This is a genomic window from Breznakiella homolactica (genome assembly GCF_016616095.2).
Lineage (GTDB): Bacteria > Spirochaetota > Spirochaetia > Treponematales > Breznakiellaceae > Breznakiella > Breznakiella homolactica.
This window is the reverse complement of record NZ_CP067089.2, coordinates 2,971,311-2,998,210: the sequence shown is the minus strand read 5'-3', so window position 1 is coordinate 2,998,210 and position 26,900 is coordinate 2,971,311. Positions and strand designations below refer to the sequence as shown.

18 protein-coding genes and 1 riboswitch are annotated in these 26,900 nt (G+C 54.6%); of the genes, 14 read left to right on the top strand and 4 right to left on the bottom strand.

The features are described from left to right. Positions 1–18 precede the first annotated feature (18 nt). The 4 genes from JFL75_RS13500 (at position 19) to JFL75_RS13485 (ending at position 4,989) form a co-directional block, all read left to right on the top strand. The gene (locus JFL75_RS13500) at positions 19–609 is read left to right on the top strand and encodes a cupin domain-containing protein (RefSeq protein WP_215627198.1); all 591 of its coding nucleotides are present in this window, start codon (positions 19–21) and stop codon (positions 607–609) included. 8 nt (positions 610–617) lie between these two features. Next, a complete protein-coding gene (locus JFL75_RS13495) occupies positions 618–2,267 on the top strand; it encodes an AMP-binding protein (RefSeq protein ID WP_215627197.1) in 1,650 nt (549 codons plus the stop codon). Between the two features lie 164 nt (positions 2,268–2,431). Continuing rightward, positions 2,432–3,319, top strand: a complete 888-nt coding sequence (locus JFL75_RS13490) for a PstS family phosphate ABC transporter substrate-binding protein (protein ID WP_215627196.1) — start codon at positions 2,432–2,434, stop codon at positions 3,317–3,319. Between the two features lie 58 nt (positions 3,320–3,377). Beyond that, a riboswitch (ZMP/ZTP riboswitch) is annotated at positions 3,378–3,458 on the top strand. A 16-nt stretch (positions 3,459–3,474) separates the two neighbouring features. Then, positions 3,475–4,989: a glycine hydroxymethyltransferase gene (locus tag JFL75_RS13485; RefSeq protein ID WP_215627195.1), complete on the top strand. Its 1,515-nt coding sequence runs from the start codon at positions 3,475–3,477 to the stop codon at positions 4,987–4,989. On the opposite strand, the gene JFL75_RS13480 is transcribed toward JFL75_RS13485, so the two are convergent. Further along, positions 4,963–6,132: an AI-2E family transporter gene (locus JFL75_RS13480; RefSeq protein WP_215627194.1), complete on the bottom strand. Its 1,170-nt coding sequence runs from the start codon at positions 6,130–6,132 to the stop codon at positions 4,963–4,965. The two genes, JFL75_RS13485 and JFL75_RS13480, sit on opposite strands and share 27 nt — an antisense overlap. A gap of 526 nt (positions 6,133–6,658) precedes the next feature. On the opposite strand from JFL75_RS13480, the gene JFL75_RS13475 reads away from it, so the two are divergent. From JFL75_RS13475 to JFL75_RS13430, 10 genes are all read left to right on the top strand, one after another. Next, a complete protein-coding gene (locus JFL75_RS13475; protein ID WP_215627193.1) occupies positions 6,659–9,520 on the top strand; it encodes a PD-(D/E)XK nuclease family protein in 2,862 nt (953 codons plus the stop codon). Further along, complete coding sequence (locus JFL75_RS13470; RefSeq protein ID WP_215627192.1) at positions 9,517–13,074, top strand: UvrD-helicase domain-containing protein; 3,558 nt, start codon at positions 9,517–9,519, stop codon at positions 13,072–13,074. Before JFL75_RS13475 ends, JFL75_RS13470 begins: the two co-directional genes overlap by 4 nt. Positions 13,075–13,095: 21 nt before the next feature. After that, on the top strand, positions 13,096–13,959 hold the full coding sequence (locus tag JFL75_RS13465; RefSeq protein ID WP_215627191.1) for a patatin-like phospholipase family protein: 864 nt from the start codon (positions 13,096–13,098) through the stop codon (positions 13,957–13,959). Positions 13,960–14,173: 214 nt separating this feature from the next. Continuing rightward, positions 14,174–16,354 carry a methyl-accepting chemotaxis protein gene (locus tag JFL75_RS13460; protein ID WP_215627190.1) on the top strand — a complete coding sequence of 727 codons (2,181 nt, stop codon included), beginning with the start codon at positions 14,174–14,176 and terminating at the stop codon, positions 16,352–16,354. A 324-nt stretch (positions 16,355–16,678) separates the two neighbouring features. Continuing rightward, positions 16,679–18,853, top strand: a complete 2,175-nt coding sequence (locus JFL75_RS13455; protein WP_215627189.1) for a methyl-accepting chemotaxis protein — start codon at positions 16,679–16,681, stop codon at positions 18,851–18,853. 216 nt (positions 18,854–19,069) lie between these two features. Further along, complete coding sequence (locus JFL75_RS13450) at positions 19,070–21,238, top strand: methyl-accepting chemotaxis protein (protein WP_215627188.1); 2,169 nt, start codon at positions 19,070–19,072, stop codon at positions 21,236–21,238. Between the two features lie 361 nt (positions 21,239–21,599). Beyond that, on the top strand, positions 21,600–22,643 hold the full coding sequence (locus JFL75_RS13445) for a M23 family metallopeptidase (protein ID WP_215627187.1): 1,044 nt from the start codon (positions 21,600–21,602) through the stop codon (positions 22,641–22,643). Positions 22,644–22,651: 8 nt separating this feature from the next. Further along, positions 22,652–23,083, top strand: a complete 432-nt coding sequence (locus JFL75_RS13440; RefSeq protein WP_215627186.1) for a bactofilin family protein — start codon at positions 22,652–22,654, stop codon at positions 23,081–23,083. An 18-nt stretch (positions 23,084–23,101) separates the two neighbouring features. Beyond that, positions 23,102–23,620 (top strand): YaaR family protein, encoded by a 519-nt coding sequence (locus JFL75_RS13435; protein WP_215627185.1) that lies wholly within the window; start codon positions 23,102–23,104, stop codon positions 23,618–23,620. Between the two features lie 12 nt (positions 23,621–23,632). After that, positions 23,633–24,643, top strand: coding sequence for a PSP1 domain-containing protein (locus JFL75_RS13430; RefSeq protein ID WP_215627184.1), 1,011 nt, complete (start codon positions 23,633–23,635; stop codon positions 24,641–24,643). A gap of 21 nt (positions 24,644–24,664) precedes the next feature. Here the strand turns inward: JFL75_RS13430 and JFL75_RS13425 are convergent, their stop codons facing one another. From JFL75_RS13425 to JFL75_RS13415, 3 genes are read right to left on the bottom strand one after another with little or no spacing between them, the layout of a single operon-like run. Further along, positions 24,665–25,417 carry a class I SAM-dependent methyltransferase gene (locus JFL75_RS13425; protein WP_215627183.1) on the bottom strand — a complete coding sequence of 251 codons (753 nt, stop codon included), beginning with the start codon at positions 25,415–25,417 and terminating at the stop codon, positions 24,665–24,667. Positions 25,418–25,450: 33 nt separating this feature from the next. Beyond that, on the bottom strand, positions 25,451–25,651 hold the full coding sequence (locus JFL75_RS13420; protein WP_215627182.1) for a hypothetical protein: 201 nt from the start codon (positions 25,649–25,651) through the stop codon (positions 25,451–25,453). 54 nt (positions 25,652–25,705) lie between these two features. After that, positions 25,706–26,785: a protein-glutamate methylesterase/protein-glutamine glutaminase gene (locus tag JFL75_RS13415; RefSeq protein WP_251106231.1), complete on the bottom strand. Its 1,080-nt coding sequence runs from the start codon at positions 26,783–26,785 to the stop codon at positions 25,706–25,708. Between the last annotated feature and the right edge of the window lie 115 nt (positions 26,786–26,900).

The window sequence follows — 26,900 nt, the reverse complement described above, 5'->3', positions numbered from 1 at the left end:
AATATACGAGGAGGGCCCATGGCTGCAAAACATACCCCCGGCGAGCGGATTGCTGAATTACGCAAAACCTATTCCATCACCAGGGAAACCTTGGCCGAGCGGAGCGGACTGAATGTTGAACTGATCAGGCGGATCGAAGAAGACGGGCATATCCCGGATCTGGCGCCCCTGGTAAAAATCGCCCGCGCCCTAGGGGTCCGCCTCGGTACCCTTCTGGATGACCATGAGGAACTCGGACCGGTAATCACCAAGGCGGGCAGCGCCGAAACCGCAGAACGGTTTGTGACGGGCCAGCCCTCGGAGGTAAAGGACAACGGCAGCCGTCCCCACGGGCTCAGTTTTAAAGCCCTCGCCGCGGATAAAGGCGGCCGCCACATGGAGCCGTTTATTGTTGATATAGAACCCGACGCGGAACAGGTTAAGTCCACCCACGAGGGGGAGGAATTCATTTACGTTCTGTCCGGGAAACTGTCCCTGGAATACGGCATGAATACTTACGAACTCAGTCCCGGGGATACGGTATACTACGATTCCATTGTGCCTCACCGGGTTCTGGCCGCCGGCGGAGCGCCGGCCCGCATTGTCGCGGTGATTTATACGCCGATGTAGGGGGAGCCGTGGAATACTTTGAAACTACCCTGGGGGGACTGCTCCGGGAAAAAGCGAAAACCCAGGGCGATCGGGATTTTATCATTTACGCGGACCGGGACCTCCGGTTTACCTACGCGGAATTCGACAAACGGGTGGACGAGCTGGCCAAGAGTTTTCTGGCCATCGGCCTCAAGAAAGGCGACCACATCGGCCTCTGGGCGAACAACATCCCCGACTGGAACACCATTCTCTTCGCCGCCGCCCGGGTCGGCATGGTTCTGGTAACGGTCAACACCAACTACAAACTGCACGAACTGGAATACCTGGTGCAGCAGTCCGACCTGGCGGCCCTGTGTATCATCGACGGGTATCGGGACTCGGATTACGTGGCCATGGTGAATGAGCTCATCCCGGAACTCAAGACTTCCCAGCGCGGTCATCTGGAGTCGAAGAAATTCCCCTATCTTAAAAGCGTTGTCTACATCGGACAGCAGAAACACCGGGGTATGTACACCATGCAGGAACTGCTCCTTCTGGGGCAGCACACCCCGGACCAGCTCCTCCATGAGGCAGAAGCCCAATGCGATACCAACGATGTGGTGAACATGCAGTACACCTCGGGAACCACGGGATTCCCCAAGGGCGTGATGCTGACCCACCGGAATATTCTCAACAACGGCTTCGGCATCGGTGAGTGCCAGAAGTTCACTGAAAAGGACATCATCTGCCTCCCGGTTCCCCTGTTCCACTGTTTCGGCCTTACCCTGGGAATGATGGCCATCATAACCCACGGATCCGCCGCGGCCATCCTGGAGAACTTCGATCCCCTCCTGGTGCTCGCCACGGTGCAGAAGGAAAAATGCACCGGCCTCTACGGCGTCCCCACCATGTTCATCGCGGAACTCAACCACCCCATGTTCAAGATGTTTGATACGGCCAGTCTCAGAACCGGAATCATGGCCGGGTCCCCCTGTCCCATGGAAGTGATGCGCCAGGTTATCGACGACATGCACGCCTCGGAAATCACCATTGCCTACGGCCTCACGGAGTCGTCCCCGGTGATGACCCAGACCCGGACCGACGATCCCATCGAGGTTAAGGTCAGCACCGTGGGCCGGGAACTGCCGGGGGTGGAGGTGACTGTCCGGGATCCGGAAACCAATGAGGAATGCCCCGTGGGAGTCCACGGCGAACTCTGCTGCCGGGGATACAATATCATGAAGGGCTACTACAAGATGGAGGAAGCCACCAAGGCCATCATCGACGATATGGGCTGGCTCCATTCCGGCGACCTGGGGGTAAAGAACGAAGACGGCAACTTCATGGTGACCGGCCGCATCAAGGACATGATTATCCGGGGCGGCGAAAACGTCTATCCCAAGGAAATCGAGGAATTCCTTTATACCATGCCGGAAATCAAGGATGTCCAGGTGGTGGGAATCGCCAGCCAGAAATACGGCGAAGAAGTAGGGGCTTTCATCATTCTTCATGAAGGGGCGTCCGTCAGCGAAGAAGATGTCCGGGATTTCTGCCGCGGCCAGATCAGCCGTTTCAAGATCCCGAAGTATATTTTCTTTGTGGACACCTTTCCCATGACCGCCAGCGGCAAGATTCAGAAATACTTGCTCAGGGATATCGGTCTGCAGAAGGTACAGGAACTGGGCATCGCCACGTAGTACCGTAAAACTTGATAAATTGCGGTTCCGGGTTTATTCTCATATAAATGAAAAACCGCAGTAAAAGAAAAGAAATATTCCCGAGCCGGGTTCGTCCATGTACAGCGCTCTGTGCCGCCGCGGTTTTGTTTCTGCTGGTTCCCCTGAGTGCTTCGGGGGAACCGGTGACCGTTGGGGAACAATCTCTTAATCTTCTGGAATACATGCCCTTTTCGGAAGGAACGAAAGCGGCTTTTCTGGATAAGCCCTCGGCGCTGCAGCTGCGTTCGGAACTGCCCCGCATCGACGGCGCGACCGCCTTTTATCCCCTGTACGCCTCCTTTGTCCAGGCCGTGTACCCGAAGGACGGGAACTACCACCCCCACGCCTGGGACAGTCTGGCGCTCTGCAGTACAACCTCCAGGGCTTATGACAGTCTGCTTGCCGGTGAGGCTGATATCATCTTCTGCTTTGAGCCTTCGGAATACCACCGGAATACGGCGGCGGAAGACGGTATCACTTTACAGCTTACCCCCATCGGCAGGGAAGCCTTCGTGTTTTTCGTGAACCAAAACAATCCCGTTGAAAGTATAACTTCCGGTCAGGTCCGGGATATCTACTCGGGCAGAATAACAAACTGGCAGGAACTCGGCGGAAGGGATGAGAATATACGGGCGTATCAGCGCCGGGAAAACAGCGGCAGCCAGACGACCCTGATAGCCATCATGGGGGATGACCAATTAATCGACCCGCCGACGGAACACGTTTTTTACGGAATGTCGGATATCATTAAGGCCGCCGCGTCATACAGGAATTACGAAAACGCCGTTGGATTCTCATTTCTTTTTTACTGCACCGAAATGGTGCGGAACAGCGAAATCAAACTGCTCGCTATCGACGGTGTGTATCCTTCAAAAGAAACGATCCAGTCAGGGGACTATCCCTTTGTAAGGGAAATCTACGCCGTTACCGCCGGCGATGAATCTTCCCAGGTACGGCAGTTCAAGGAATGGATTCTTTCAAAACAGGGACAGTACCTGGTCAAGCAGACAGGGTATATTCCCGTAAAATAGCTCCCCGCGGACCTGACGGCCATACATCCTATCTTGAAAAAACAGGCTTCCCGGGATACTCTTACAGCGCAACTGGCGTATAAGATGGCTAACCATCGGGGAGCGCAATTTTTTCCGGCCGCGCGCCTGGGCCGGATCTGTTAAGGAGTATCTGTATGTCGAATAACCCCGTTGCGGAATACCTTTCCCGGACCGACCCGGATAAGGTCAATACCGCGCTTTTGGCGTATCTGTGCAACCTCCAGGAATGCGCTTCGGTGACGCCGGAAATCGCCACGTCGGTCGTCCGGGAGCTGGAAAACCAGCGGACCCGGGTCAAACTCATTGCCAGCGAAAACTACTGTTCCCTGCCGGTGCAGCTTACCATGGGGAACCTCCTGACCGATAAATACGCCGAAGGCATGCCCAACCACCGTTTTTACGCGGGCAACGAAAATGTTGACGCCGTGGAAATGCTCGCCGCCGAGGAAGCCCGGAAGATCTTCGGGGCTGAATACGCCAATGTACAGCCCCACTGCGGCGCTGACGCCAACCTTCTGGCGTACTGGGCTATCCTTACCACCCGGATCGAAACCCCGGCCCTGGAAAAATACGGCCAGACGAATCTCTACAAGCTTACCGACGATCAGTGGAATGAGCTTAAGCAGGATCTGGGAAACCAGCGCCTTCTGGGGCTCGACTACTATTCCGGCGGCCATCTTACCCACGGGTACCGGTACAATGTTTCCTCCCGCATGTTCGATGTCCACGGATACACTGTGAACCGGGATACGGGAGTTCTCGACTACGATGAAATTGAACGCCAGGCCCTGGAGCTTAAGCCCCTGATCCTCCTGGCGGGTTATTCCGCCTATCCCCGGAAGATCAACTTCAAACGGATGCGGGAAATCGCCGACAAGGCCGGCGCGGTATTTATGGTGGACATGGCCCATTTTGCCGGGCTTGTGGCGGGCAAGGTATTCACCGGGGAATTCGATCCCATCCCCCACGCCCATGTGGTAACCACCACCACCCACAAGACCCTCCGGGGCCCCCGGGCGGGGATGGTCCTTTCCACCGCCGAATTCGCCGACGCCCTGGATAAGGGCTGTCCCCTGGTAATGGGCGGTCCTCTGCCGCATGTCATCGCAGCCAAGGCGGTGGCGTTCAGGGAAGCGGGAAAACCCGAATTTAAGGATTACGCGAAAAAGATTGTGGACAACAGCCAGGCCCTGGCTGCCGCGTGCATCAAGAACGGCCTTGAGGTTCTTACCGGCGGTACGGACAACCACCTTTTCCTGGTGAATGTCCGCAGCCTCGGCATCACCGGACGCCAGGCCGAAAGCGCCCTCCATGAGAGCCATATCACCCTCAACCGGAACAGCCTTCCCTTTGATCCCAACGGCCCCTGGTATACCTCTGGGCTCCGCATCGGAACCGCCGCGGTTACCACCCTGGGCATGGGAAAAGCCGAAATGGAAGAACTGGGAGCGATCATTGCCCTGGTGCTCAAATCGACCGTTCCCGCGCCGGATCCCAAGGATCCGGCCAAGCACAGCAAGGCGAAGTACACCATTGACGGCGCGGCTAAAACCGAGGCCCATTCCAGAATAGAAAAACTCCTGTCCCGGTTCCCGGTTTACCCCGAACTCGATCTTGAACTGCTAAAGGCGGCCTTCGTCAACCAGTGATCCCGCCGGGGGGTCCTGGCTGTCCGGCCCTTCGGGGCCGGAGCCGTTTTTAGGAGGCTGGTCCTCGTGCTTTTTCGCGTTCACCGCCTTATGTGACCCCAGCAGAATCGACAGCGGTTCCAGGACCGGAATATTCTCACAGAGTATTTTGATAATCACCGTCATGGGAACCGCCAGGATCATGCCCGCGAATCCCCAGATCCAGCCCCATATCATGAGGGACACCAGCACCACAATGGGGGACAGCCCCAGGTTGTCTCCCATGATTTTCGGTTCCAGGACATTGCCGATAATCATATTGGCGCCCAGCATAATCAGTCCCACCGCGATAATCGGAGCCGGCTCCGGCCAGAACTGGAGCAGGGCAAACAGGGTGGCCCCCACACCGCAGGCAATGCTTCCGATATTGGGAATAAAGTTGAGGATAAACTGAATCACCCCCCAGACCAGGGGGAATTCCAGGCCCACCAGACTCAGGCCAATGGCAACGATTACCCCGGTTGCCAGGGAAATCAGGAACTTAGCGGAAAGGTACTTGGTGACCTGCCGGACCACGTCCTTGCTGATCTTTTTTATTTTTCCCGACCGTTCGCCTTCAAAGGCAAGATCAAGTTTTTCCTGGAAATGGTTCGCCTCCACAAGAATAAAAACCATAAAAAGCACCACCATGAAGGCGTCTTTAAGGAAGTTGATAAAGGTATTTGAAAGTGACAGGGTGGTATTCCTGACCCTGGTCCGGACTCCCAGCTGCCCCCAGAGGTTCTCGAAGAATGTCAGGTGTTCATCGTAGGGCAGTTCAAAGAACGCCGCGATATAGGCGTAAATTTCCGTGAGCCTGTCCTCATACTTCGGATACAGGGACAGGATGGTCCTCCCGGAGGAGAACAGCACCATTCCCATGGTGTATAAACCTACTATAATAATCGCCACAGCGAGGAGTATCCCCGCAATTCTCGGTATGCCGCGCTTGCCGAAAAAACGGACCATCGGTTCCATGACAAAGGCAAGCAGGAGCGCAATGGTAAAGGGAAGAATTACCGAAGCGGTAATTTTAAGCACCCCGCCGGCTACGATAAGGGCTATAAATGCAACGAGGAAAAAATTCGCCCGTCCCGAATTGAACTTTTGAAACCGGTCTTTCATGTCTCCATTATGTCATACTATATCCCATCTGTCATAGACCTGCGGGGAAACCGCAGTATATTCGGTACTTGGCACGGAAGCATGGGGATAACGGGTCCGGGGGTCCTGCCTGAGGATAAGGGTGTATGGCTCCTCGTCGGCCTTCGGCCTAGAAAGTCGCTCATACACCCTTATCCTCAGGCACCCCGCGTTACCTTATTGCACCATGCTTCCATGCCCCTGCATGGTTTACTACTGCGGTTTCCCGCACTGACAGGGGGATTTAGTCTTCGTGGGCGGTTCTGTTCTGCTGCGGCATTGGCAGGCGGTGACGCTTCATTGCGCCAGTTCCCCTGTAAAGAGAATCGGTACAGAAGCATGTGTTTTACCGGTATCGCGGGGTGCCAGGGGACAGGCCGTATGAGCGACTTTCTAGGCCGTAGGCCGACGCGTCGCCATACGGCCTGTCCCCTGGCAGGACCCCCGGATCCGTTACCCTATGCTTCTGTACCGATTCTCCTCAAAAATGCTATAATAATTCCTAATAATGAAAAAAACGGCTTCGATTTTAGACCATATTCTGGACGCGCTTCCGGACCGGGAAACCCGCTTCGTTTTTCCTTCCGCCGTGCCTGCCCAGTTTCTGGCCCGGGAAGCCGCCTTACGCGGCGGTATTCCCCTGGGAGAAGGGCGTTTTATTGCCTGGGACGACTTTAAGGCGGAAACCCTGTCGGCCAGGCTCCGGGACAAAAAAGCCGCGAACCAGGCTCTGCGCACACTGTTCGCCTCGGCTCTGCTTGAGGAAAACGCCGCCGCGGAGGCCCCGGCCGGACCTTTCCTCCGTGAATTCGTCAATCCCGTATACGCGCGTAATTTTGAAGCCTTTGTCCCCCAGCTTTCCAAAGTACTCCCAACCCTGGATTCCCTTATCCGGGATATTCCGGAAAAAACCCGTGCCGCGGATTCCTATTTCGGGGACCTTGTTCTGATCCGGGACCGGTACCGCCGTTTCCTTGAGATCCAGGGATTTTACGAACCCTCCTGGGGCCGCTCGCCCTTTGATCCGGGAGAAAGCCGGTGGATTCTGTTTTTTCCCGAGCTGGCCGATGACTGGGAGGAATACGAGGCTGAATTGTCCCAGCGCGCGGCGGCGCAGGACGGGGCTGTGCGGATAGTTCCGCTCTCCGGGCTGGCTGTTCCCGGAATCCGTTCCGATCCGTTCCGCTCCGGCGGTGAAACCGCGGAACGGCTGCTCGCCGGTTACCGGGGATGTTTTGTGCACTGTTCCTCCATGCAGGAGGAATTCCGCTGGCTCGCCCGCACAGTCCGGCAGCTCATCCATGAGGGATTGGTCCCGGAGGACATCGTAATTTCCATGGCCGGCCTTTCTTCGTTCCATGAACAGCTTTCCCTGGAATTCATGCTCCGGGATATTCCCCTGGATATCCATTGGGGAAAACCAATCCCCCAGCATCCCGGAGGCAGAATCTTCGCGGGCATCGCCGCCTGCCCCGCGGAAAAATGGTCCTTCCGGGCGCTGAAAAATCTTCTCCTGGATAAATCCATTCCATGGAAGGACCCCGAATCCATTAATCTGCTAATCGCATTTGGTCTCAGGTACCGCTGCGTATCCGGTTTTACCGACCGGACGAAAACCGTGGATGTCTGGGAGGAAAGTTTCCGGCGGCTCTGGGACAATGAAGGTCCGGTGCAGCTTCCGGTGTCGAAAATCCGGAAATTTTACCGGACCCTGAAAAAGGATATTCAGGAGCTGGTCAACGCCCGGAGTTTTGCCCAGCTCGCGGTGAAATGGCAGGATTTTTCGGAAAACCACATAGACCGGAGCGGGTTCGCGGAGGAAACCGATAAGGTGATTGCCCGGGCCATAGACAGCCTCGGGGAACTGGTTGAACTGGAGGATTCCCTGCAGAACCGTTCCGGGGCAAGCCCGTATTCGGTATTCCAGGCGTATCTGCGGGACCAGTCCTATGTGTTCCGCACCGGCCGCCGGGGGGTCGCGGTGTACGATTACCGGGTCGCGGCGGGCATAACCCCGGCGGTTCATTTCATCGTAAACGTGAACCAGGACGAAGCGACCATCCGCAGTTCCGGGGCGCCCTTTCTCAGGGAGGACCGCCGGCAGCGGCTGCGTATCCGGGACCGTGACCTGTCCGGAGACTTTATCCGGGCATACGGTGTGTCGGGAACCTATACGGTATTTTCGGTTTCCGGGCAGACCTTTTCCGGCCCCGCGCTGCCCCACCGTATGCTGTTCGAGCTGCTCCCCGCCGGCGAAGCCGCGCCGGATCTTTCCGGTATGAACGGACAGGATCCTCTGGAGCTGGAGGAGACCCTGATCAGGGGCGGACCGGCATCCGGGACCGCTGTCCCGCCGACATCGGTCCAGAAACGCGGTTGGGAATCATTCCGGACCGCCGCTGCGCAGAAAGACAGGGTTGATTTCCGGAAGGACGGCTGCCTTTCCCCGGAACTTGCGTCGGCCGTCGGCGCCCGTCTCACGGAAAAGGAGGGCAGAAGCCGGCTTTCCCCGACGGACCTCAATGAATTTCTCCGCTGCCCCTTTGCGTGGATGCTCCAGCGGGGCCTCGGGATCTGGGATAAGCAGACGGAAATAGAGACCATTGACCAGCGGGATTTGGGTATTCTCTACCATACAATACTGGAACGGTTTTTCCTCCGGCTGAAAAACAGCGGGGATCCCTTCCTGGCTGACCGGCTGCCGGAATACAAAACCATCATGCGGGAAGAAATCGCCGCGGCCCTGGAAGACGCCCGCTCCCGGGAAGGCGCTTTTCAGGAATCGGTGTACGGTATGCTCACGGACAGGATATACGCGGCGCTGTCGGATTATCTCGATAACGACGCGGAAATCATCGACCGCAGCGCCATTCTTGGCCCGGAATTTCCCCTGCGCAAAACCTACGCCTCCGCGGAAATTGCGCTTTCGGGAATAGCCGATCTGCTGCTCCAGGACAAAAACGGTTCATACGTATTGACGGATTTCAAGACCGGCCGTATCCCCGCCGCCGCGGAACTGGCGGCCGATGGTGATGATTCGGTTCCCGCCAATGTGCAGATGGCGGCGTATATCGGGATGGCAGAATCCGGGGGCAAACCGAAGGTCCGCACCGCCCGGTTTTATTCCCTGGACCAGCGGAAATACCAGAAACTGGTGGATGACGAAGCGCCTCCCCGGTCCAATCTGCTTTTCCCCGTTCCCCGGGAAGGATACGAAAATGAAGTCCTCGCGGTGGACCGTCTTTTCAGTCAGGTCCTTGATCATATCGGCGGCGGCAGGTATCCCGTGCCGGATGCCGGCAGCCGCTGGGTCTGCGCGGACTGCCGGGTCTCTTCGGTCTGCCGGATTCCGTTTATGGGCGGTGAATGATGGCGGCGGATAAAAAACTCCGGCTCGACCGTGACCAGAAAGCAGCATACGAGGCCGACTTCAATGTAGCCGTATCCGCCGGAGCGGGTTCGGGAAAAACCACGGTCCTGGCGGAACGCTTCGTGCGGCTCATCACCGAACGGGGTCTTGAGATCGAACAGGTCCTGTCCCTGACCTTTACCCGCAAAGCCGCGGCGGAAATGCTTTCCCGGATTTACCGGGGACTAAGCCGCTCCGGCCATCCCCGGGCCCGGGAGCAGCTGGCTAAATTCGACCGCGCCCGGATTTCTACCCTGGATTCTTTCTGTGTCTCAATTGCCCGGGGCGGGGCCGGCCGCTTCGGGATTCCCGGGGATTTTACCGAAGACGAAGCGGGTCTCCGCCGTTCCGCCGAAGCCGCCGCGGTGGAACTGCTCATGCGCCACCGGAACCAGCCGGCGGTGCGCAGACTGGTCGCGGCCCGGAGTTTTGATTCTGTTGTGCGGGACCTTTTCGCGGATTTCGGGATGAACGCGGTAAGCCTCGTCCGGGAACCGGATTTTGCCGGCCAGGCGGAGAAGCAGCTTGCTTTTATCGGCAGGGAAATTACCCGTTTATGGAAAGAAACCGCCGGATACTGCGGGGAAATTCTTTCCCTGGAGGAAACCGAAAAAAGCCCGGAAACCATTAAAAAGGCCTGGGCCGCCGCGCGCTGCTTTCCGCTGCCCGCCGAACTGACCGGAGCAAACCTAACGGATCTCCGGGACCGGGCGGAATTCCTGGGAAGCGGAAAATCTTTTTCGCTTCCCAATTCCCGGAGCAGCAATGAAGTCCTGGTCCGGCTCCGGGAAATAGCCGGGCCCATGAAGGAAGGATGTAAAAAGCTGGTCACCCTGGGGACGACCCTCCTTTTCGGGGAGGATATCCGTTTCCTCGGAAAACTCCTGGATGAGTACGCCCGGGATTTTCTTTCCGTAAAACGGCGGACCGGGATTATTTCCTTCCGGGACGCAGCGGAATTGGCGGTGGCTGTCCTGACCGAAGACCGGGACCTGCGTTCCTACTACAAGCGGGAAATCCGGGCCATCATGATCGACGAATTCCAGGATAACAACGAACTCCAGAAGCAGCTCCTCTACCTGCTGGCCGAGAAAGACGGTTCCTGTTCCCGGGGTATTCCCAAACCGGCGGATCTGGCGGCGGACAAACTGTTTTTTGTGGGTGATGAAAAGCAGTCAATCTACCGGTTCCGGGGCGCCGATGTTTCGGTATTCCGGAGTCTGGCGGATGAGCTGGAGCAAACCCGGACTCCCGGCGGGGAATGTCCTTCGGCGCTTTCGCTGCGGACGAATTACCGGTCCCGTCCGGAGCTGGTGGCTTTCTTTAACCGTATTTTTCCCGGGGTTTTCGGGCAGGGCACGGAACCCTTTGAGGCGGTTTTCGGCGAAATGGTTTCCAGTGAAAATACGCCCCCGGACCCGGATGCCGGAACCGCGTATCGGGACCGTTCCCGTGTGGAGATCCACGTGCAGGAACTGCCCTCCGCTGAGGACGGTGATGATGACGATTCTGTTTCATACATCCAGGCCGAAGCCCTGGCGGCGGCGGACCGTATAATCCGGGGCGCTGAGGCCGGGGAGTTTTCCTTTGGTGACGTGGCGGTCCTGTTCCGGAGTACCACCCACCAGCACGGGTATGAGCGGATTTTCCGCATGGCGGGCATACCCTTTTCCGCCGCGGACCCCCGGGGTGTGTACGCCGAAGGTCCGGTTAACGATATATACGCCATCCTCCGGCTCGCCCTGTATCCCGGCGACCGGAACGCCTACGCCACGGTTCTGCGTTCACCCTTTGTCAATATCGGGGACGAAACCTTTGCGCGGATTATTTTGGAATCCCCGGACGAACCTTTTCCCGATTCTCCGCCGGACTCATGGTTCAGCGGGGATTCCGACCGGGAACGGTACCGCCAGGGTCAAAGGATATTCCGGGAGCTGACGGAAATCCTCGATGTCCGGGGTCTTGCCCCGGTGCTCGCCTTTCTGTGGTACGAGACGGGGTACCGTACCGCGCTGTTCTCCAATCCCGATACGCTTCCGCTGCTGGACCATTTTCAATACCTTGAAAATTTGGCCCTGGACGCGGACCGGCGGCAGCTCAGCGCCGTGGCGTTCCTGGATGAGCTGGCACCGCTCATGGGATCCTATGAAAAAATGGAAGCCGGCGAGGCCGGAGAAAGCCGGGGCGAAGTCCGCTTTCTCACGGTTCATAAAAGCAAGGGCCTGGAATTTCCGGTCCTGATTATCGCGGACGCCGGCGCGGGCGGCACGAACCAGCGCAACGCGAAACCCTATTACCTGGACCCTGAATTCGGTCCTGTGATCAATCTCAAGGCCGAGACGGAAAGCCGGGCTAAACCGGCGCTCAACTATTTTTACGAACGCCGCAGGGAATCCGAAAAAAAACAGGACCTGGCGGAACTCAAACGGCTGTTTTACGTAGCCGCCACCCGGGCGGAGGAGCGGCTCTTTATTTTCGGAACCCCCCGGCTCAACCGGGAAGACCGGAAAGTCCTGGAGGATCTCGAAGGGGATGAACGCCTGGAAGCTTTGGTCTGCACCGCCAGAACCAGCGGCGGGACCGTAAAAACCAATTCCTTTTTCGATCTGCTGTCCCACGGTCTTGAGACAGCCAAAGCCCGGGGAGAGGTAATTGCCTGTACCATGCATGAAATTCCCAGGACCAATATCGCCGCGCTGGGAAAAACCGCCGGCGGGTTGGCCCGGCGGGCCAGGAATACCGGAACCTCCCGCGGAAAGGCGGCCGAACCCGCGGTCTCCGGTAAAAGCCGGCTATCCCTGCTGCGGGAGTTTTATGAACAGCCGCTGCCGCCCGAAGAACCAATACGGAAATACGCTACGAATCCGACGGCCATGGAAAAACAGCATGGCCTTCCGCCGGATTATTCCCGTCCGCTGCCGGTCTTTTCCTGTGATCCCATCCTTTCCTCCGAAACTTTGATCCTGGCCTTCGGAACCCTCTGCCATGAGGCCATCGAGGGGCTCCTCGCCGGGACCGAGCCGGAAATCACCAGGGAACTGCGGTCTGTTTTTAAGTCCGCGGGAATCACCGAATCCCAGCAGGGAGAACTTCTTTCCGAAGCCGGTACCGCGGCCCGCCGGTTTTTGGCTTCTCCCCTGGGCGCCGCGGCCGCGGCCGCTTCCCGCCGGGTATCTGAATACGCCTTCTGGCTGCCCCTGGACCGGCCGGAATCGCCCCGGCTTCTGGTAAACGGAAAAATGGATCTCATCTTTGAAGACAGCGGCCATTGTGTTATTATTGATTTTAAGACGGATCTCTTTATGTTTCCCCGGAGCCATCAGATCCAGCTGGACACATACCGGCGGGCAGCTTCCGCGTTTTCGGGACTCCCGGTGCGGACTATCCTGGTATATCTCCGCGGCATGGAAACAGCGGAACTTGAAGAAATATATTCATCTGATGAATTATATGGCTTTGCCGAAGCGGCGCTTTCGGATGATCCTCCGGATGCTTCCGCGGGACCATCCTCATAAAATAAAAAACGGAGCAGCGGTATGGTGAATAATTATGTCCCCCCGGAACATGTAAAACCCCGGCTTATCAGCAAGGGACTCGTCCTCGAAGGAGGCGGCCTGCGGGGTTATTACACCGCCGGACTTCTGGACGGCTTTATGGAGCAGGGAATCGATTTCCCGTATATTATCGGGGTATCCGCCGGGGTCGGCATGGGATGCTCCTATGTCTCCCGCCAGCGGGAACGGAACCTCGATATTCTCGTCAATTACCGTGAGGATCCCCGGTACCTGTCATTCCGCAGTTACTTTCGGACGGGTAATTTATTCGGCCTGGATTTTATCTACGGCGATATACCCCATCAATACGTTCCCTTTGATTTTAAGACCTTCGGTGCTTCCCCGAGCCGGTTTATTACGGTCTGCACGGACTGCAATACCGGAGAAGCGGTGTATTACGAAAAGGATGAGGATATCCTCACGGTGATGAAGGCTTCGGCGGCGATTCCCTATATTTCAAAAATGGTTGAATACAAAGGAACAAAACTCCTGGACGGCGCCATCGCGGATGCCATTCCCCTGGCCAGGGCAATTGAAGACGGGTACCGGGATACCGTGGTGGTCCTTACCCAGCCTAAGGGGTACCGGAAAAAGGACGAACTTCACCCTCCCGCGGGCCTGTTTTACCGCAGATATCCCCGGCTCGCGGATGTCCTGAATAAGCGGGTCGCCGCGTACAACGCCGCCCTGGATCTGGTGGAAGCGGAAGAAGCAGCAGGCCGCGCCCTGGTTATCCGGCCTTCTTCGGATCTCGGGGTCACCAGAATGGAGAAAAGCGTAAAAAAACTCCGGGATCTGTATGAATTGGGTTTACATGACAGCAAAAAAACCGGAGCGAAACTATAGTTCCATGGTATTGGATGATTATCCAAAATAATGTAAAATAATTCCGTAGATTTTTATAATTCAGAATAACTGTCTTCTTCTATTAATCTGCACCGAAACAGCCTTGTTGAGTTATAAACAATCTGCGGGACAAACCAATACAGTATGTCTCTATAAAGGAATTTTCTCCATAATGGTCAATTTTGTTGCTTAATTAAATTTTTTGGAGGCGCAAATGCTGCTGAAATTCAGAATAAGCGGAATAGTTACATTGCTTATGTTTATTGTGGTTGCCGGAATCTCAACTACAATTTTACTCCGGGCCCGGGGGCTCCAGACCGATGCCGCCATGGAAAACGCCCATAATATAGCCGGTGAGGCTTCGGAGAACATCGCCCGGCGTTTTGAGGTATACATAGACGCCGCCCGGACGGTTGCCCAGATCATGGACAGCACCGAAGTGTTCGACCGGGATGAACTTCGGCGGAATTATAACGGCATCCTGCAGAGCGTGCTCGAATCGAATCCGAATTTCGTGGCCATAGCCTCCGTATGGCAGCCCAATGCCCTGGACGGGCTGGACGCGCAGTACGCCAATACCCCGGGAACGGATTCCTCGGGCCGTTATATGTCCTGGTATACCAAAGAAAACGCCACCGGTACGATCGAGTACAAAGCCTATACGGATTACCAGAGCATTCTGAACCGTCTTAACGGTGAATTGATCATTGATCCGGTATTCCGGACCATCCAGGGTAAACAGGTTCTTGTAACCGATGTATGGTCCCCCATAGAAAAAGACGGCAGGATTATCGGCGGTGTGGGAATAACGGTAAATATTGAGCCTTTGCAGCAAACCATTGAAGCGTTAAAACCCTACGGAACCGGTGTTTCCGCGATATTCAGCAGCAACGGGACCGTGGTGGCCCATTTTGACGGGACCAGGAACGGAAAAAACATGCGGGAAACCGAACGTGACCTGAACGGTGAACACAATGATTCCGTAGCCGATTCCATCCGGGACGGAGTGGAAGTCAGCTATTCGGTCTATTCGGAGCAGATGGGAACGGACCTCAGGATCATCGCGGTCCCCTTTATCGTGGGAAATACCACGACTCCCTGGGCCCTCATGGTGGGCATTCCCATGGACCAGGTAAACGCCCCGGTCCGGGCGATTACGCAGTTTACTATGATTGTGGGCGTGGTCTCCATTCTTGTGCTCATGTTTGTGATCTACCTGATAATCAACGGAACCATGAAGCCTATCGTTAATATGTCCGTGATGCTCAAGGATATAGCCGAAGGAGAGGGAGATCTGACCAAGACTCTGGATATCCATTCCAAGGATGAAATCGGGGAAATGGCGGGTTATTTCAACCAGACCCTGGGAAAGATCAGGGATCTGATCGTCGTGATCAAAAACCAGTCGGTGACACTGTTCGATATCGGAACGGAACTGTCGTCCAACATGACCGAAACCGCCGCGGCGATCAACGAGATCACGGCGAATATTCAGGGAATCAAAGGCCAGGTGGTGAACCAGTCGGCGAGCGTGACGGAGACGAACTCGACTATGGAACAGGTGGTGGCGAACATAGACAAGCTGAACAATCACGTGGAAAGCCAGGCGGCGAGCGTGGCCCAGTCTTCCAGCGCGATCGAGGAAATGCTGGCGAATATCTCCAGTGTGACCCAGACGCTGGTAAAAAATATGGATAATGTGAAAGAACTGTCCGAGGCGTCGGAAGTCGGACGCAGCGGACTGCAGGAAGTGTCGTCAGACATCCAGGAAATCTCCCGTGAGTCGGAAGGGCTTCTGGAGATCAACGCGGTGATGGAGAATATCGCGAGCCAGACGAATCTGCTGTCGATGAACGCCGCGATAGAGGCGGCACACGCCGGGGAAGCGGGGAAAGGGTTCGCGGTGGTTGCTGACGAGATCCGGAAGCTTGCCGAATCGTCGGGAGAACAGTCGAAGACGATCAGCGTGGTGCTGAAGAAGATCAAGGAAAGCATAGACAAGATTCAGAAATCGACGGACACGGTGCTGACACGGTTTGAGGCGATAGACGGCGGCGTACGGACGGTGGCCGAACAGGAAGAAAACATCCGGAACGCGATGGAAGAACAGGGCCAGGGGAGCAAGCAGATCCTTGAAGCGATCGGACAGCTGAACGAGATCACGCAGATGGTGAAGAGCGGGTCCGAGGAGATGCTGCAGGGGAGCAAGGAAGTGATCCATGAGAGTGAGAACCTCGGGCGTGTGACGCAGGAGATCACGAACGGAATGAACGAGATGGCGACCGGAGCGGACCAGATCAACACAGCGGTGAACCGTGTGAATGAGATCAGCGGAGAGAACAAGGAACACATAGACACTTTGGTACGCGAAGTATCGCGGTTTAAGGTGGAATAGGACGAGACGGAACAGTGAACTGATAGTGGAGCCCCGGGAAGTGATCCCGGGGCTTTTTTTATTTTTTTGTACTTTATTAATACAGAAATCTTAATCAAGATAATTTGTTATTGACATTCTCAAATTTATTTTGCTCTTTTGCTGTTTTTGCACTATAGTGAGTTTTATTAATAGTCCTTGTACCATAGTATTTTATTGTCTCGCCAAAAAAGTTATATAAAAATCGTTCAATTAATTATCAGTCAGCAGCAATGTCTGTTTCCGGGGCCGGGCTTTTCTGCGCCGCGGAAGTAAGTATAGTTTTTTATAACTTTGGGGGTAGCAATGAAACTGAGAATACGTCTGAGCCTTATTGTACTGATTATTAACATTGTTGTTATCGCGGCAATTGTAGCAATAATCCTGAGCCGGTCCGTGACATTGCAGACCGAAGCTGCCGTTGAAAACGCCCACAACATAGCGAAACTCAACGCCAGCGATACGCAGCGCCGTTTTGAGGGATATTTAAGCACCGCCAGAGTCATTTCCCAGATCATGGACAGCTACGAGTCCATTGATGTTGAAGACCGCAGAGACAATTACAACGATACACTCAGGGGAGTCCTTGAATCAAATCCAAATTATACGGGTATTTTTACGGCATGGCAGCCGAATGCCCTGGATGGGCTGGACGCGCAGTATGCCAATACCCCGGGGACGGATTCCTCCGGGCAGTATATCAGCCATTTTTCCCGTGCTACCGGCCAGATAGTCCTGCAGCCCTATGCGGACTATAAGAATGTACTTGCTGAAACCAGAGGAGAACGCATCCTTGATCCGGTATTCCTTACCGTCCAGGGCCGGCAGGTTCTTATGGTCACGGTCCTCGCTCCGATCGAGAAAAACAATACCATCCTGGGTGTGGTGGGCGTAAACATTAACATAGATGCTATGCAGGGCATAATTGAGGCGATCAAACCCTATGAGACCGGTGTGGCGGCGGTGTTCAGCAACGGCGGGATCGTGGCGGCCCACTTTGACGGCAGCCGGAACGGCCGCCAGATGCGGGAGTCCGAACGGGACATGAATGGCGAATACAATGACGCGGTGGCTAACGCTATCCGGGACGGTGTGGAAATAGACTATATGGTTTACTCCCCGCAGATGGGGACGGACCTGCAGATCATCGCGGTTCCCTTCACTGTTGGCGCAACCACGACCCCCTGGGCCCTCATGGTGGGCATTCCCATGGACAAGGTCCTGGCACCCGTATATACCATGATGGCCTTTGCCATCGGAATCGGTGTTGTCTCAATTTTAATTGTAGCGGTCGTCATCTTCCTGGTAGCCGGAAGCATCACCAAACCGATCGTTAATGTATCTTTGATGCTGAAGGATATCTCCGAAGGCGAAGGGGATCTGACCAGAAGTATCGATATAAATTCCAAGGATGAAATCGGGGACCTGGCGCGGTACTTCAACCAGACTCTGGAGAAGATCAAAAATCTTATCATTGTTATCAAGAACCAGTCAGTGACACTGTTCGATATCGGAACTGAACTGTCCGCGAACATGACCGAGACCGCCGCGGCGATCAACGAGATCACGGCAAACGTACAGGGAATCAAAGGCCAGGTAGTGAACCAGTCCGCGAGTGTGACCGAGACGAACTCGACCATGGAACAGGTGGTGGCGAACATAGACAAGCTGAACAGTCACGTAGAAAGCCAGGCGGCGAGCGTGGCGCAGTCGTCCAGCGCGATCGAGGAAATGCTGGCGAATATCTCCAGCGTGACCCAGACCCTTATGAAGAACGCGGATAACGTACATGAACTCGCGGAAGCGTCGGAAGTCGGGCGGAGCGGGCTGCAGGAAGTGTCGTCTGATATCCAGGAAATCTCCCGTGAGTCGGAGGGGCTTCTGGAGATCAACGCGGTGATGGAGAATATCGCGAGCCAGACGAATCTGCTGTCGATGAACGCCGCGATAGAGGCGGCACACGCCGGGGAAGCGGGGAAAGGGTTCGCGGTGGTTGCCGACGAGATCCGGAAGCTTGCCGAATCGTCGGGAGAACAGTCAAAGACGATCAGCGTGGTTCTCAAAAAGATCAAGGAAAGCATAGACAAGATCCAGAAATCGACGGACACGGTGCTGACACGGTTTGAGGCGATAGACGGCGGCGTACGGACGGTAGCCGAACAGGAAGAAAACATCCGGAACGCGATGGAAGAACAGGGCCAGGGGAGCAAGCAGATCCTTGAAGCGATCGGACAGCTGAACGAGATCACGCAGATGGTGAAGAGCGGGTCCGAGGAGATGCTGCAGGGGAGCAAGGAAGTGATCCATGAGAGTGAGAACCTCGGGCGTGTGACGCAGGAGATCACTAATGGGATGAATGAGATGGCGACGGGAGCAGACCAGATCAACACGGCGGTGAACCGTGTGAATGAGATCAGCGGAGAGAACAAGGAACACATAGACACTTTGGTACGCGAAGTATCGCGATTTAAGGTGGAATAGGACGAGACGGAACAGTGAACTGATAGTGGAGCCCCGGGAAGTGATCCCGGGGCTTTTTTTGTTTTTTTGTACTTTCTTTCAATAAAATACTTTACTGCTTCCATTCTCCATTGACGGCTTTTCCAGATTGATTAAAGTCCTAAAGGCAGGCTTTTCACGAAAAAAGCCCTGGTTCAGAGATTTTTACTGTGAAAAAGCCGAACAAAGGAGAGTGACATGAAACTTCGGATACGATTAAGTCTCATTGTTATAGTGGTGGTGGTTACAATAATCGCTGTACTTTCAGTGGTAATTCTGAGCCGCGCGAGAAGCCTCCAGACGGAAGCTGCCATAGAAAATGCTCAAAATATAGCGGCCCTCAACGCCAAGGATATCCAGCGCCGGTTTGAAGCGTATCTTATTACCGCCAGAACTATTACCAATATTATGGATAGTTTTCCGTCTATACCGGAGGGTGAGCGGAGGGGACGGTATGACAATATCCTCCAGAGTGTCCTCGAATCGAACCTCAACTATACGGGTATTTTTACTGTTTGGTACCCGAACGCGCTGGACGGGCTGGACGCGCAGTACGCCAATACCCCGGGGACGGACTCATCGGGCCAGTACATAACCCATTATACCCGTGCCAGCGGGCAGATTGTACGGCAGGCCTACGCGGACTATAAGGCCGTACTGGCGGAAAGCAAGGGAGAACGCATCATAGATCCGACGTTTCTCACTGTCGAGGGCAAACAGGTTCTTATGGTCTCAGTCCTTGCGCCCATATACGCAAACAACCAGATTGTCGGGTTCGTCGGCGTAAATATCAATATTACCCCGCTCCAGGAAACCGTTGAGGGAATCAAGCCCTACGAAACCGGCGTATCGGCCATATTCACCAATAACGGGACTGTGGCGGCCCATTTTGACGGAAGCCGGAACGGGAGAAATATGCGGGAGTCCGAACGGGACATAAACGGCGATTACAATGATGCCCTGGCGGATGCGGTCCGGGATGGTAAACCCGCAGCCTATGAAATCCATTCCCAGGGAACTTTAATGGAAGTGATTTCCTCTCCCTTTACGATCGGCAACACGACCACCCCCTGGTCGTTCATGGTTGGTATTCCCATGGACAAAGTCCTGGCTCCGGTTAACGCCATGACCATGTTTACCATCGGAATTGCCGTCGCGTCGGTTATTCTCGTGGCGGTCATCATCTTCCTGGTAGCCGGAAGCATCACCAAACCGATCGTCAATGTATCCTTGATGCTGAAGGATATCTCCGAAGGCGAAGGGGATCTGACCAGAAGTATCGATTTAAATTCCAAGGATGAAATCGGAGATCTGGCGCGGTACTTCAATAAAACCCTGGAGAAGATCAAGGATCTCGTAATGGTGATCAAAAAGCAGTCGGTAACACTGTTCGATATCGGAACTGAACTGTCGTCCAATATGACCGAGACCGCCGCGGCAATGAATGAGATAACATCGAATATCCAGAGCATCAAAGGCCAGGTAGTGAACCAGTCCGCGAGTGTGACCGAGACGAACTCGACCATGGAACAGGTGGTGGCGAACATAGACAAGCTGAATGGCCACGTAGAAAGCCAGGCGGCGAGTGTGGCCCAGTCTTCCAGCGCGATCGAGGAAATGCTGGCGAATATTACCAGTGTGACCCAAACCCTGGTTAAGAACGGCGATAACATGAAAAATCTCGCGGATGCGTCGGAAGTCGGGCGGAGCGGACTGCAGGAAGTATCGTCTGATATCCAGGAGATCTCCCGTGAGTCGGAAGGCCTATTGGAGATCAACGCGGTGATGGAGAATATCGCGAGCCAGACGAATCTGCTGTCGATGAACGCCGCGATAGAGGCGGCGCACGCCGGGGAAGCGGGGAAAGGGTTCGCGGTGGTTGCCGACGAAATCCGGAAGCTTGCCGAATCGTCGGGGGAACAGTCAAAGACGATCAGCGTGGTACTGAAGAAGATCAAGGAAAGTATAGACAAGATCCAGCGGTCTACCGACGGCGTACTGCTGAAATTCGAGGCCATAGACGGCGGAGTCAGAACCGTTTACGAACAGGAAGAAAACATCCGGAACGCGATGGAAGAACAGGGCCAGGGGAGTAAGCAGATCCTGGAAGCGATCGGACAGCTGAATGAGATCACCCAGATGGTAAAGGGCGGCTCATCCGAGATGCTCCAGGGCAGCAAGGAAGTGATCCATGAGAGCCAGAATCTCGGCCGGGTGACTCAGGAAATTACCAACGGGGTGAATGAGATGGCGATCGGAGCGGAGCAGATCAACACTGCGGTGAACCGGGTAAATGAGATCAGCGGAGAGAACAAGGAGCATATAGACACGCTGGTGCAGGAGGTTTCCCGGTTTAAAGTTGAATAAATTCGCGCCGGACAGCAAAAAAACACTGTCCGGCAGCCGAAATTTTCTGATTTTTATAAAAATTACGGTATTTTCCGTTAAAATTGTAAAAAATCTCCCATCTCCGCGGCGGTTTTTTGGGAAAACTCCCCCAAAAAGCCGCAGTTTTTATTTTTTTCCGAAGAAAACCGTGTTTTTTGAAGTTTTCAATAAAAAATACTAAACAAAATATAGTTATGTACCGATAATAAAGAGCCGAATTGTATTTTATTATGATTTATGTATTTGACATCTTGGTTATTTGTTTGCTATAGTAAATTGGGTGTTTGTCCCCATGTTTTTGTAGCATTCTTATTGAGTAACCTCTGCTAAGGAGACGGCCGTGGCATCGGTCCATAAATATAAAAGACTGGAAAACAGCATAGTCAGAAAATTTAAAAATATGGCTGCCGCTGTTGGAAAGGGAATCGCTTCTTTCTTTAAGGGAATTTTCAGGCTCTTCGGACGGCGTTACACCGTGATGCTGGTCCCCCACTCCGAGAAAAAAGTATATAACATGCACGTCACGGTTTTTTCCATGCTGTGCGTGGTTTTTTTGTTTGTAGGAATCGTCGGCGCGTTTATCTGGTACGGCGCCGAATACAGCGGTACCCAGGGTACCCTTCTGGAAAAAGACGGAAAGCTCCGGCAAACCCAGGCGAATCTCGATGAGCTCAGGGATGAGACATCCCGGCTCCTCAGGGCGGCCAGGGGATTTGAGGCTGCTCTGGCGTCCACCCTTTCCACCTTGGGTATAGACAGAAGCGTGGCGGATGCCCAGAACGCTTCCTTTTCCGGGGACTTATCGTCTTTCTTTGATATAAAGGAAAGCGCCGAAGGTTCTCTCAGGGAAGTTGACGATGTCCGCCGTCTGGCGGGATATCTTTCATCCGCCGTTGATCCGGTAAAGGAAATAGGGAGTCTCCTGGATTCCCAGAGCGCCCTGCTTACGGATATTCCCAGCATGTGGCCCATCAAGGGCGGCATCGGCCATATTTCAATGTTTTTCGGGCAGAACGAGAATCCCTTTACGGGCCTGTGGTACATCCATAAAGGTATAGACCTTTCCACCTACCGCCAGGGCGATCCGGTTATCGCAACCGCGGACGGACAGGTCGTTACCGTGGAATACGATGCCAACGGGTTTGGAAACTACGTCATAATCAAACATAAACACGGGTTTTATACCCGGTACGCTCACCTCCGCGAATCCCGGGTATACCGGGGACAGCGGGTCCAGCAGGGCCAGGTGATCGGGTATATCGGCAATACGGGGCTGTCCACGGGACCGCATCTTCATTACGAAGTGCACATCGGATCCGATGTGGTTGACCCCCTTAAGTACCTCAATATCCGTTCCAGTCTGGCACGCACAGGCACCCGGTAATCCGATCTATGGCCCGGGTTAATCATACTGAACTCATAATCAACACAATCATAGGACCCGGTACTTCCGTTAATGGAGATATAACGGCCCCCGGATTTGTCCGGGTGGACGGAAGCCTCCGGGGCGACCTTAAGGCCGCCGGCCGGGTGGTGGTTGGCGAAAACGCCAGAATGAAGAGTGATATCAGCGGTACCAACGTAACCATCGGCGGTGTTGTACAGGGCAATATCCTGGCCAGCGAACGCATTACCATTCTTTCCACCGGACTTGTCCTGGGCGACATTATAACCCGCCGTATACAGGCGGACGACGGCTGCCTTATCCACGGCCGGGTCGTCGTATGTCAGGATGAGGCGCAGTGGAACGCCACGGTGTCCTCATACCGGGATGCCCGGAGCGTATATTCGGCAATCTCGGGATTCGCTTCCCAATCCGAATAAGGTATGGCACAATAGGGTATGGCTAAGGTTGATTTCCCCGACAGCAGCAGCCCTTTTTTCAACCCCGCTCTGTACAATACGGTAAAACCCGAAGCGAAAAAATCAAAAGAAAAAGACGATGTCAGGGGAGTAAAAAAGCCCCGGTTCTCCGCGATTCTGGACGAAGCCGCCGGCGAAACTGCCTCCGCCGGTGAAATCCGGGATCTCAGCCCTTCGGAAGAAACCCTGCGGGAACTTCTTGACGGTGTGCACAGCGCCGGGGACGAACTCCGGCAGCGGCCGTTCCCGGAGGAAATTAAGAAATACAAACAGGCGGTCAGAAATTTCCTTCACTATATTGTGGAAAACGGGTATACTGTGGAGGAACAAACCAGCGGTACCAATCTTCTGAAACGCAAGAAGTTTACCCTGGTCCAGGTTGCGGACCGCAAACTTGAACAGCTTGCAGCCAGTATCATGGCAGGCCAGAATTCACAGCTTGAAATCCTGGCGCGGCTTGACGAAATTGCCGGCATCCTGGTTGATTTGCTGCAATGAGGAGACATTCCTATGAATGAAAATGAACTAGATTCATATAACAGTATACCGGCTGACACAGCCGAAGACGAATATATTGATGATGATATCAGCGCCCTGGAGGATACCCCCGAAGAGGAAGATCAGGCCCTCGACGTGGTTGTCGCCGGAGAGAGCAGCGCCGAACCCCTGGACCCGAAGACTCCGCTTTACAGTCTCCGCCTGTCCTATTCCCACGAAACATTTACCGCCGCGTTCCCCGGGGACCCTTTAAATAACGGCGATATGGTGCTGGTCCCCACCCGGTACGGTCTGGACCTCGCTACGGTTATCGGCTCCATTCAGAACAAGGGGAACCATAATCTCAAAGAGATGAGCCGTATCGTGCGGATCGCTTCGGAAGAGGATCTCGAAAAAGCCCGGAAGAATGCCCATCAGGAAAAGGAAGCTTTCCGTACCTGCCGGGAAAAGATCGATGCCCATAAACTGGAGATGAAGCTTGTTTCGGTCCATTATCTGCTTGAAGAACCGAAGATACTGTTTTTCTTCACCGCCGAAAGCCGGGTCGATTTCCGTGAGCTGGTTAAGGATCTGGTGGGTATCTTCAAAACAAGAATAGAACTGCGCCAGATCGGTGTCCGGGATGAATCCCGGGTTGTGGGCGGCCTCGGAGTCTGCGGCAGAGGATACTGCTGCCATATGGTTTCGGATAAACTCAAACCGGTTTCGATTAAAATGGCGAAGGACCAGAACCTGTCCCTTAATTCTATGAAGATTTCCGGTCCCTGCGGCCGTCTCCTGTGCTGTCTGGCTTATGAACACAATTTCTACGGCGAACAGCGCCGGCTTATGCCTTCGGAGGGCTGCAAAATCAACCACGAAGGCACCATGTGGAAGGTAATAGAGGTCAATGTCGTGGCCGGAAAGCTCCGCATCAGCGCCGAAGACGGACGGCAGCTGAGCCTGGCGGGAACGGCCTTTGAACGGGTAGACGGCCGGTGGCGTATCTCTAAACTTACCCCTGATACGGAAACTGCGGAATAACGATATCCTGGAAAGGTTCCATTACTTTGAAGCCGTGCCCAGTATGGCCAGGGAATCCTTTCCCAGGGGGCCGCGGTCAAAATCGCTGTACAGATCTTCCTCAATCAGGCCGGCTTCCCGCAGGTCTCCGGTGAGTTCCTTAAGCGTCACAGGATAGAGGGTCGTTTCCTCGCTGAACACCATATTTCCGGTGGATGAAATCAGCGTGGCGTGAAAGTTTATGTGCCCATCCCCGGTAAACGCGTATTTCCGGACAAAGCGGCTTCTTTGGGTTTCGATTGCCGGCAGCTCGGTGATTTTTTTGTCCAGAATACGGTCGTAATTGATCAGCTGGAATATAAAAACCCCGTTTTTTTTCAGCAGGCCGGCGGCGGTGCGGATCACATCGAGTATATCCTCATTTCCGTTCAGATGCGCCAGGGTGTTTCCCAGACAGAGGATGATATCAAAGCTGCCCGGGGAAAAATACTTTTTGACATTCGCCATATCCATGGCAAAAAACCGGGCGTTTGTTTTCGGCTCCGGGTTGCGCCGGTTGGCGCTTTGTATCATAGCGTCATTGCTGTCGATGCCGGTCACATCCATCCCGGTTTTCATAAGCTGAATTGCCGTGGTACCGGTGGCGCATCCGAGATCGAGCAGTTTGACCATCCCGGAAGCCGCACCGGATTTTCGTATCCGTTCCGCATAAGATACAATAAAATCTATACGGTCCTGTTCCACGGGAAACAGTTCATCATAGTATTCTAGCATGCTGTTGTAGAGTTCTCTCATGGTGGTTACTAAACTTTCATTACTGGAATAAAATTACTTTTGTTCGCCGGTATAGTCGTTGCAGGGACCTTCCGCTTCCATTGGCCTGGCAGCTTCGGGGCCGGCGTGCATACACGCAGCGCCTGTCTGTTCAATTACTTCCTGCATCTCCTGTCCGTGGCATACGGGGACTTCATCTTCGATCCCCAGTTTTGCTGTTTTACCGCATATTCCGCAGCGAAACGTCTTTTCCATTTTTTCCTCCTGCGCCCGTCCTTGCCGGGCTGTTTTTTTTAATTTTTCTTTTTTTTAACGCTGAGCTTTTGCTATGGATGAAATTCTTTCTGCCATTTTCTTAAGGGGGACCTGTTCCATAACATGTCCCATCTCATACGCCACCCGGGGCATACCGTAGACAATGCTGCTCGCTTCGTCCTGACCCAGGGTGATTCCTCCTTCCCGTAAAATAGACCCGAGCTGTGTCGCTCCGTCCCGGCCCATACCGGTCATGATAACCCCCATGGCATGGTTCTGGAACGCCAGCGCCACGGAGGCAAACAATACATCCGCCGAAGGCCTGTGGCCGCTTACCGGCGGCGCGTCGGATAACCGGGCGATCGTTGCCAGGGATTTCCGCTCCACCTCCAGGTGTTTGCTCCCCGGCGCTATGAGAATCCGGCCGGATTTTATCACGTCCCCGTCTTCCGCTTCTTTGACTTCCAGCGGGCACAGCCGGTCGAGGCTGCGGGCAAATTCCAGGGTAAATCCCGCGGGCATGTGCTGCACCACCACAATAGGCTGGGGAATATCCGCGTCAATATGGGCAAAAACTTCCCGGAGCGCGTCGGGCCCTCCGGTGGAGATACCGATGGCAATGATTTCTATCTTTCCGGGTTTCCGCAGGGGCTCAATCCGTTTTACCGGGCCTGCCGCCGCCGGCTTCCGGCTCAGCAGATCCTGCGCAGGAGGAGCTTCTTTTTTGGGATACTCCGCGGGGGTAAGTACCTTTTTACCCTGACTCCGGCGGTACTGCGACCCGTAGGCCAGGAGCATGCCGGTTAAATTTTCCTTTACCGTGCCTATGTCTTCGGAAATTGACCCCGATGGTTTCTGGATAAAATCACTGGCCCCCAGGGAAAGGGCTTCCATAGTAACTTCCGCCCCCCGGCTGGCGATGGAAGAAAGGATAATAACCGGAATGGTGATTCCCTGTTTTTTCCGTTCCTTCAAGAACTCGATGCCGTTCATCTCCGGCATTTCCAGGTCCAGAACAATAATATCGGGATTGCACCGGGGTATTTTCTGGAGGGCAAAGACGCCGTTCATGGCTTTATCCGCTACTACCAAGCCCGGAGTTGCTTCAATCATTTTTGAAATGAGATTCCGCATCAGCGCGGAGTCGTCAACAACTAATACCGAAACCTCGTCAGCCACAACACAGCTCCTTGCTTAATTACATTATACCATGGGAAATCCGCCGGCCAATGGCGGCCGCCCATGCCCG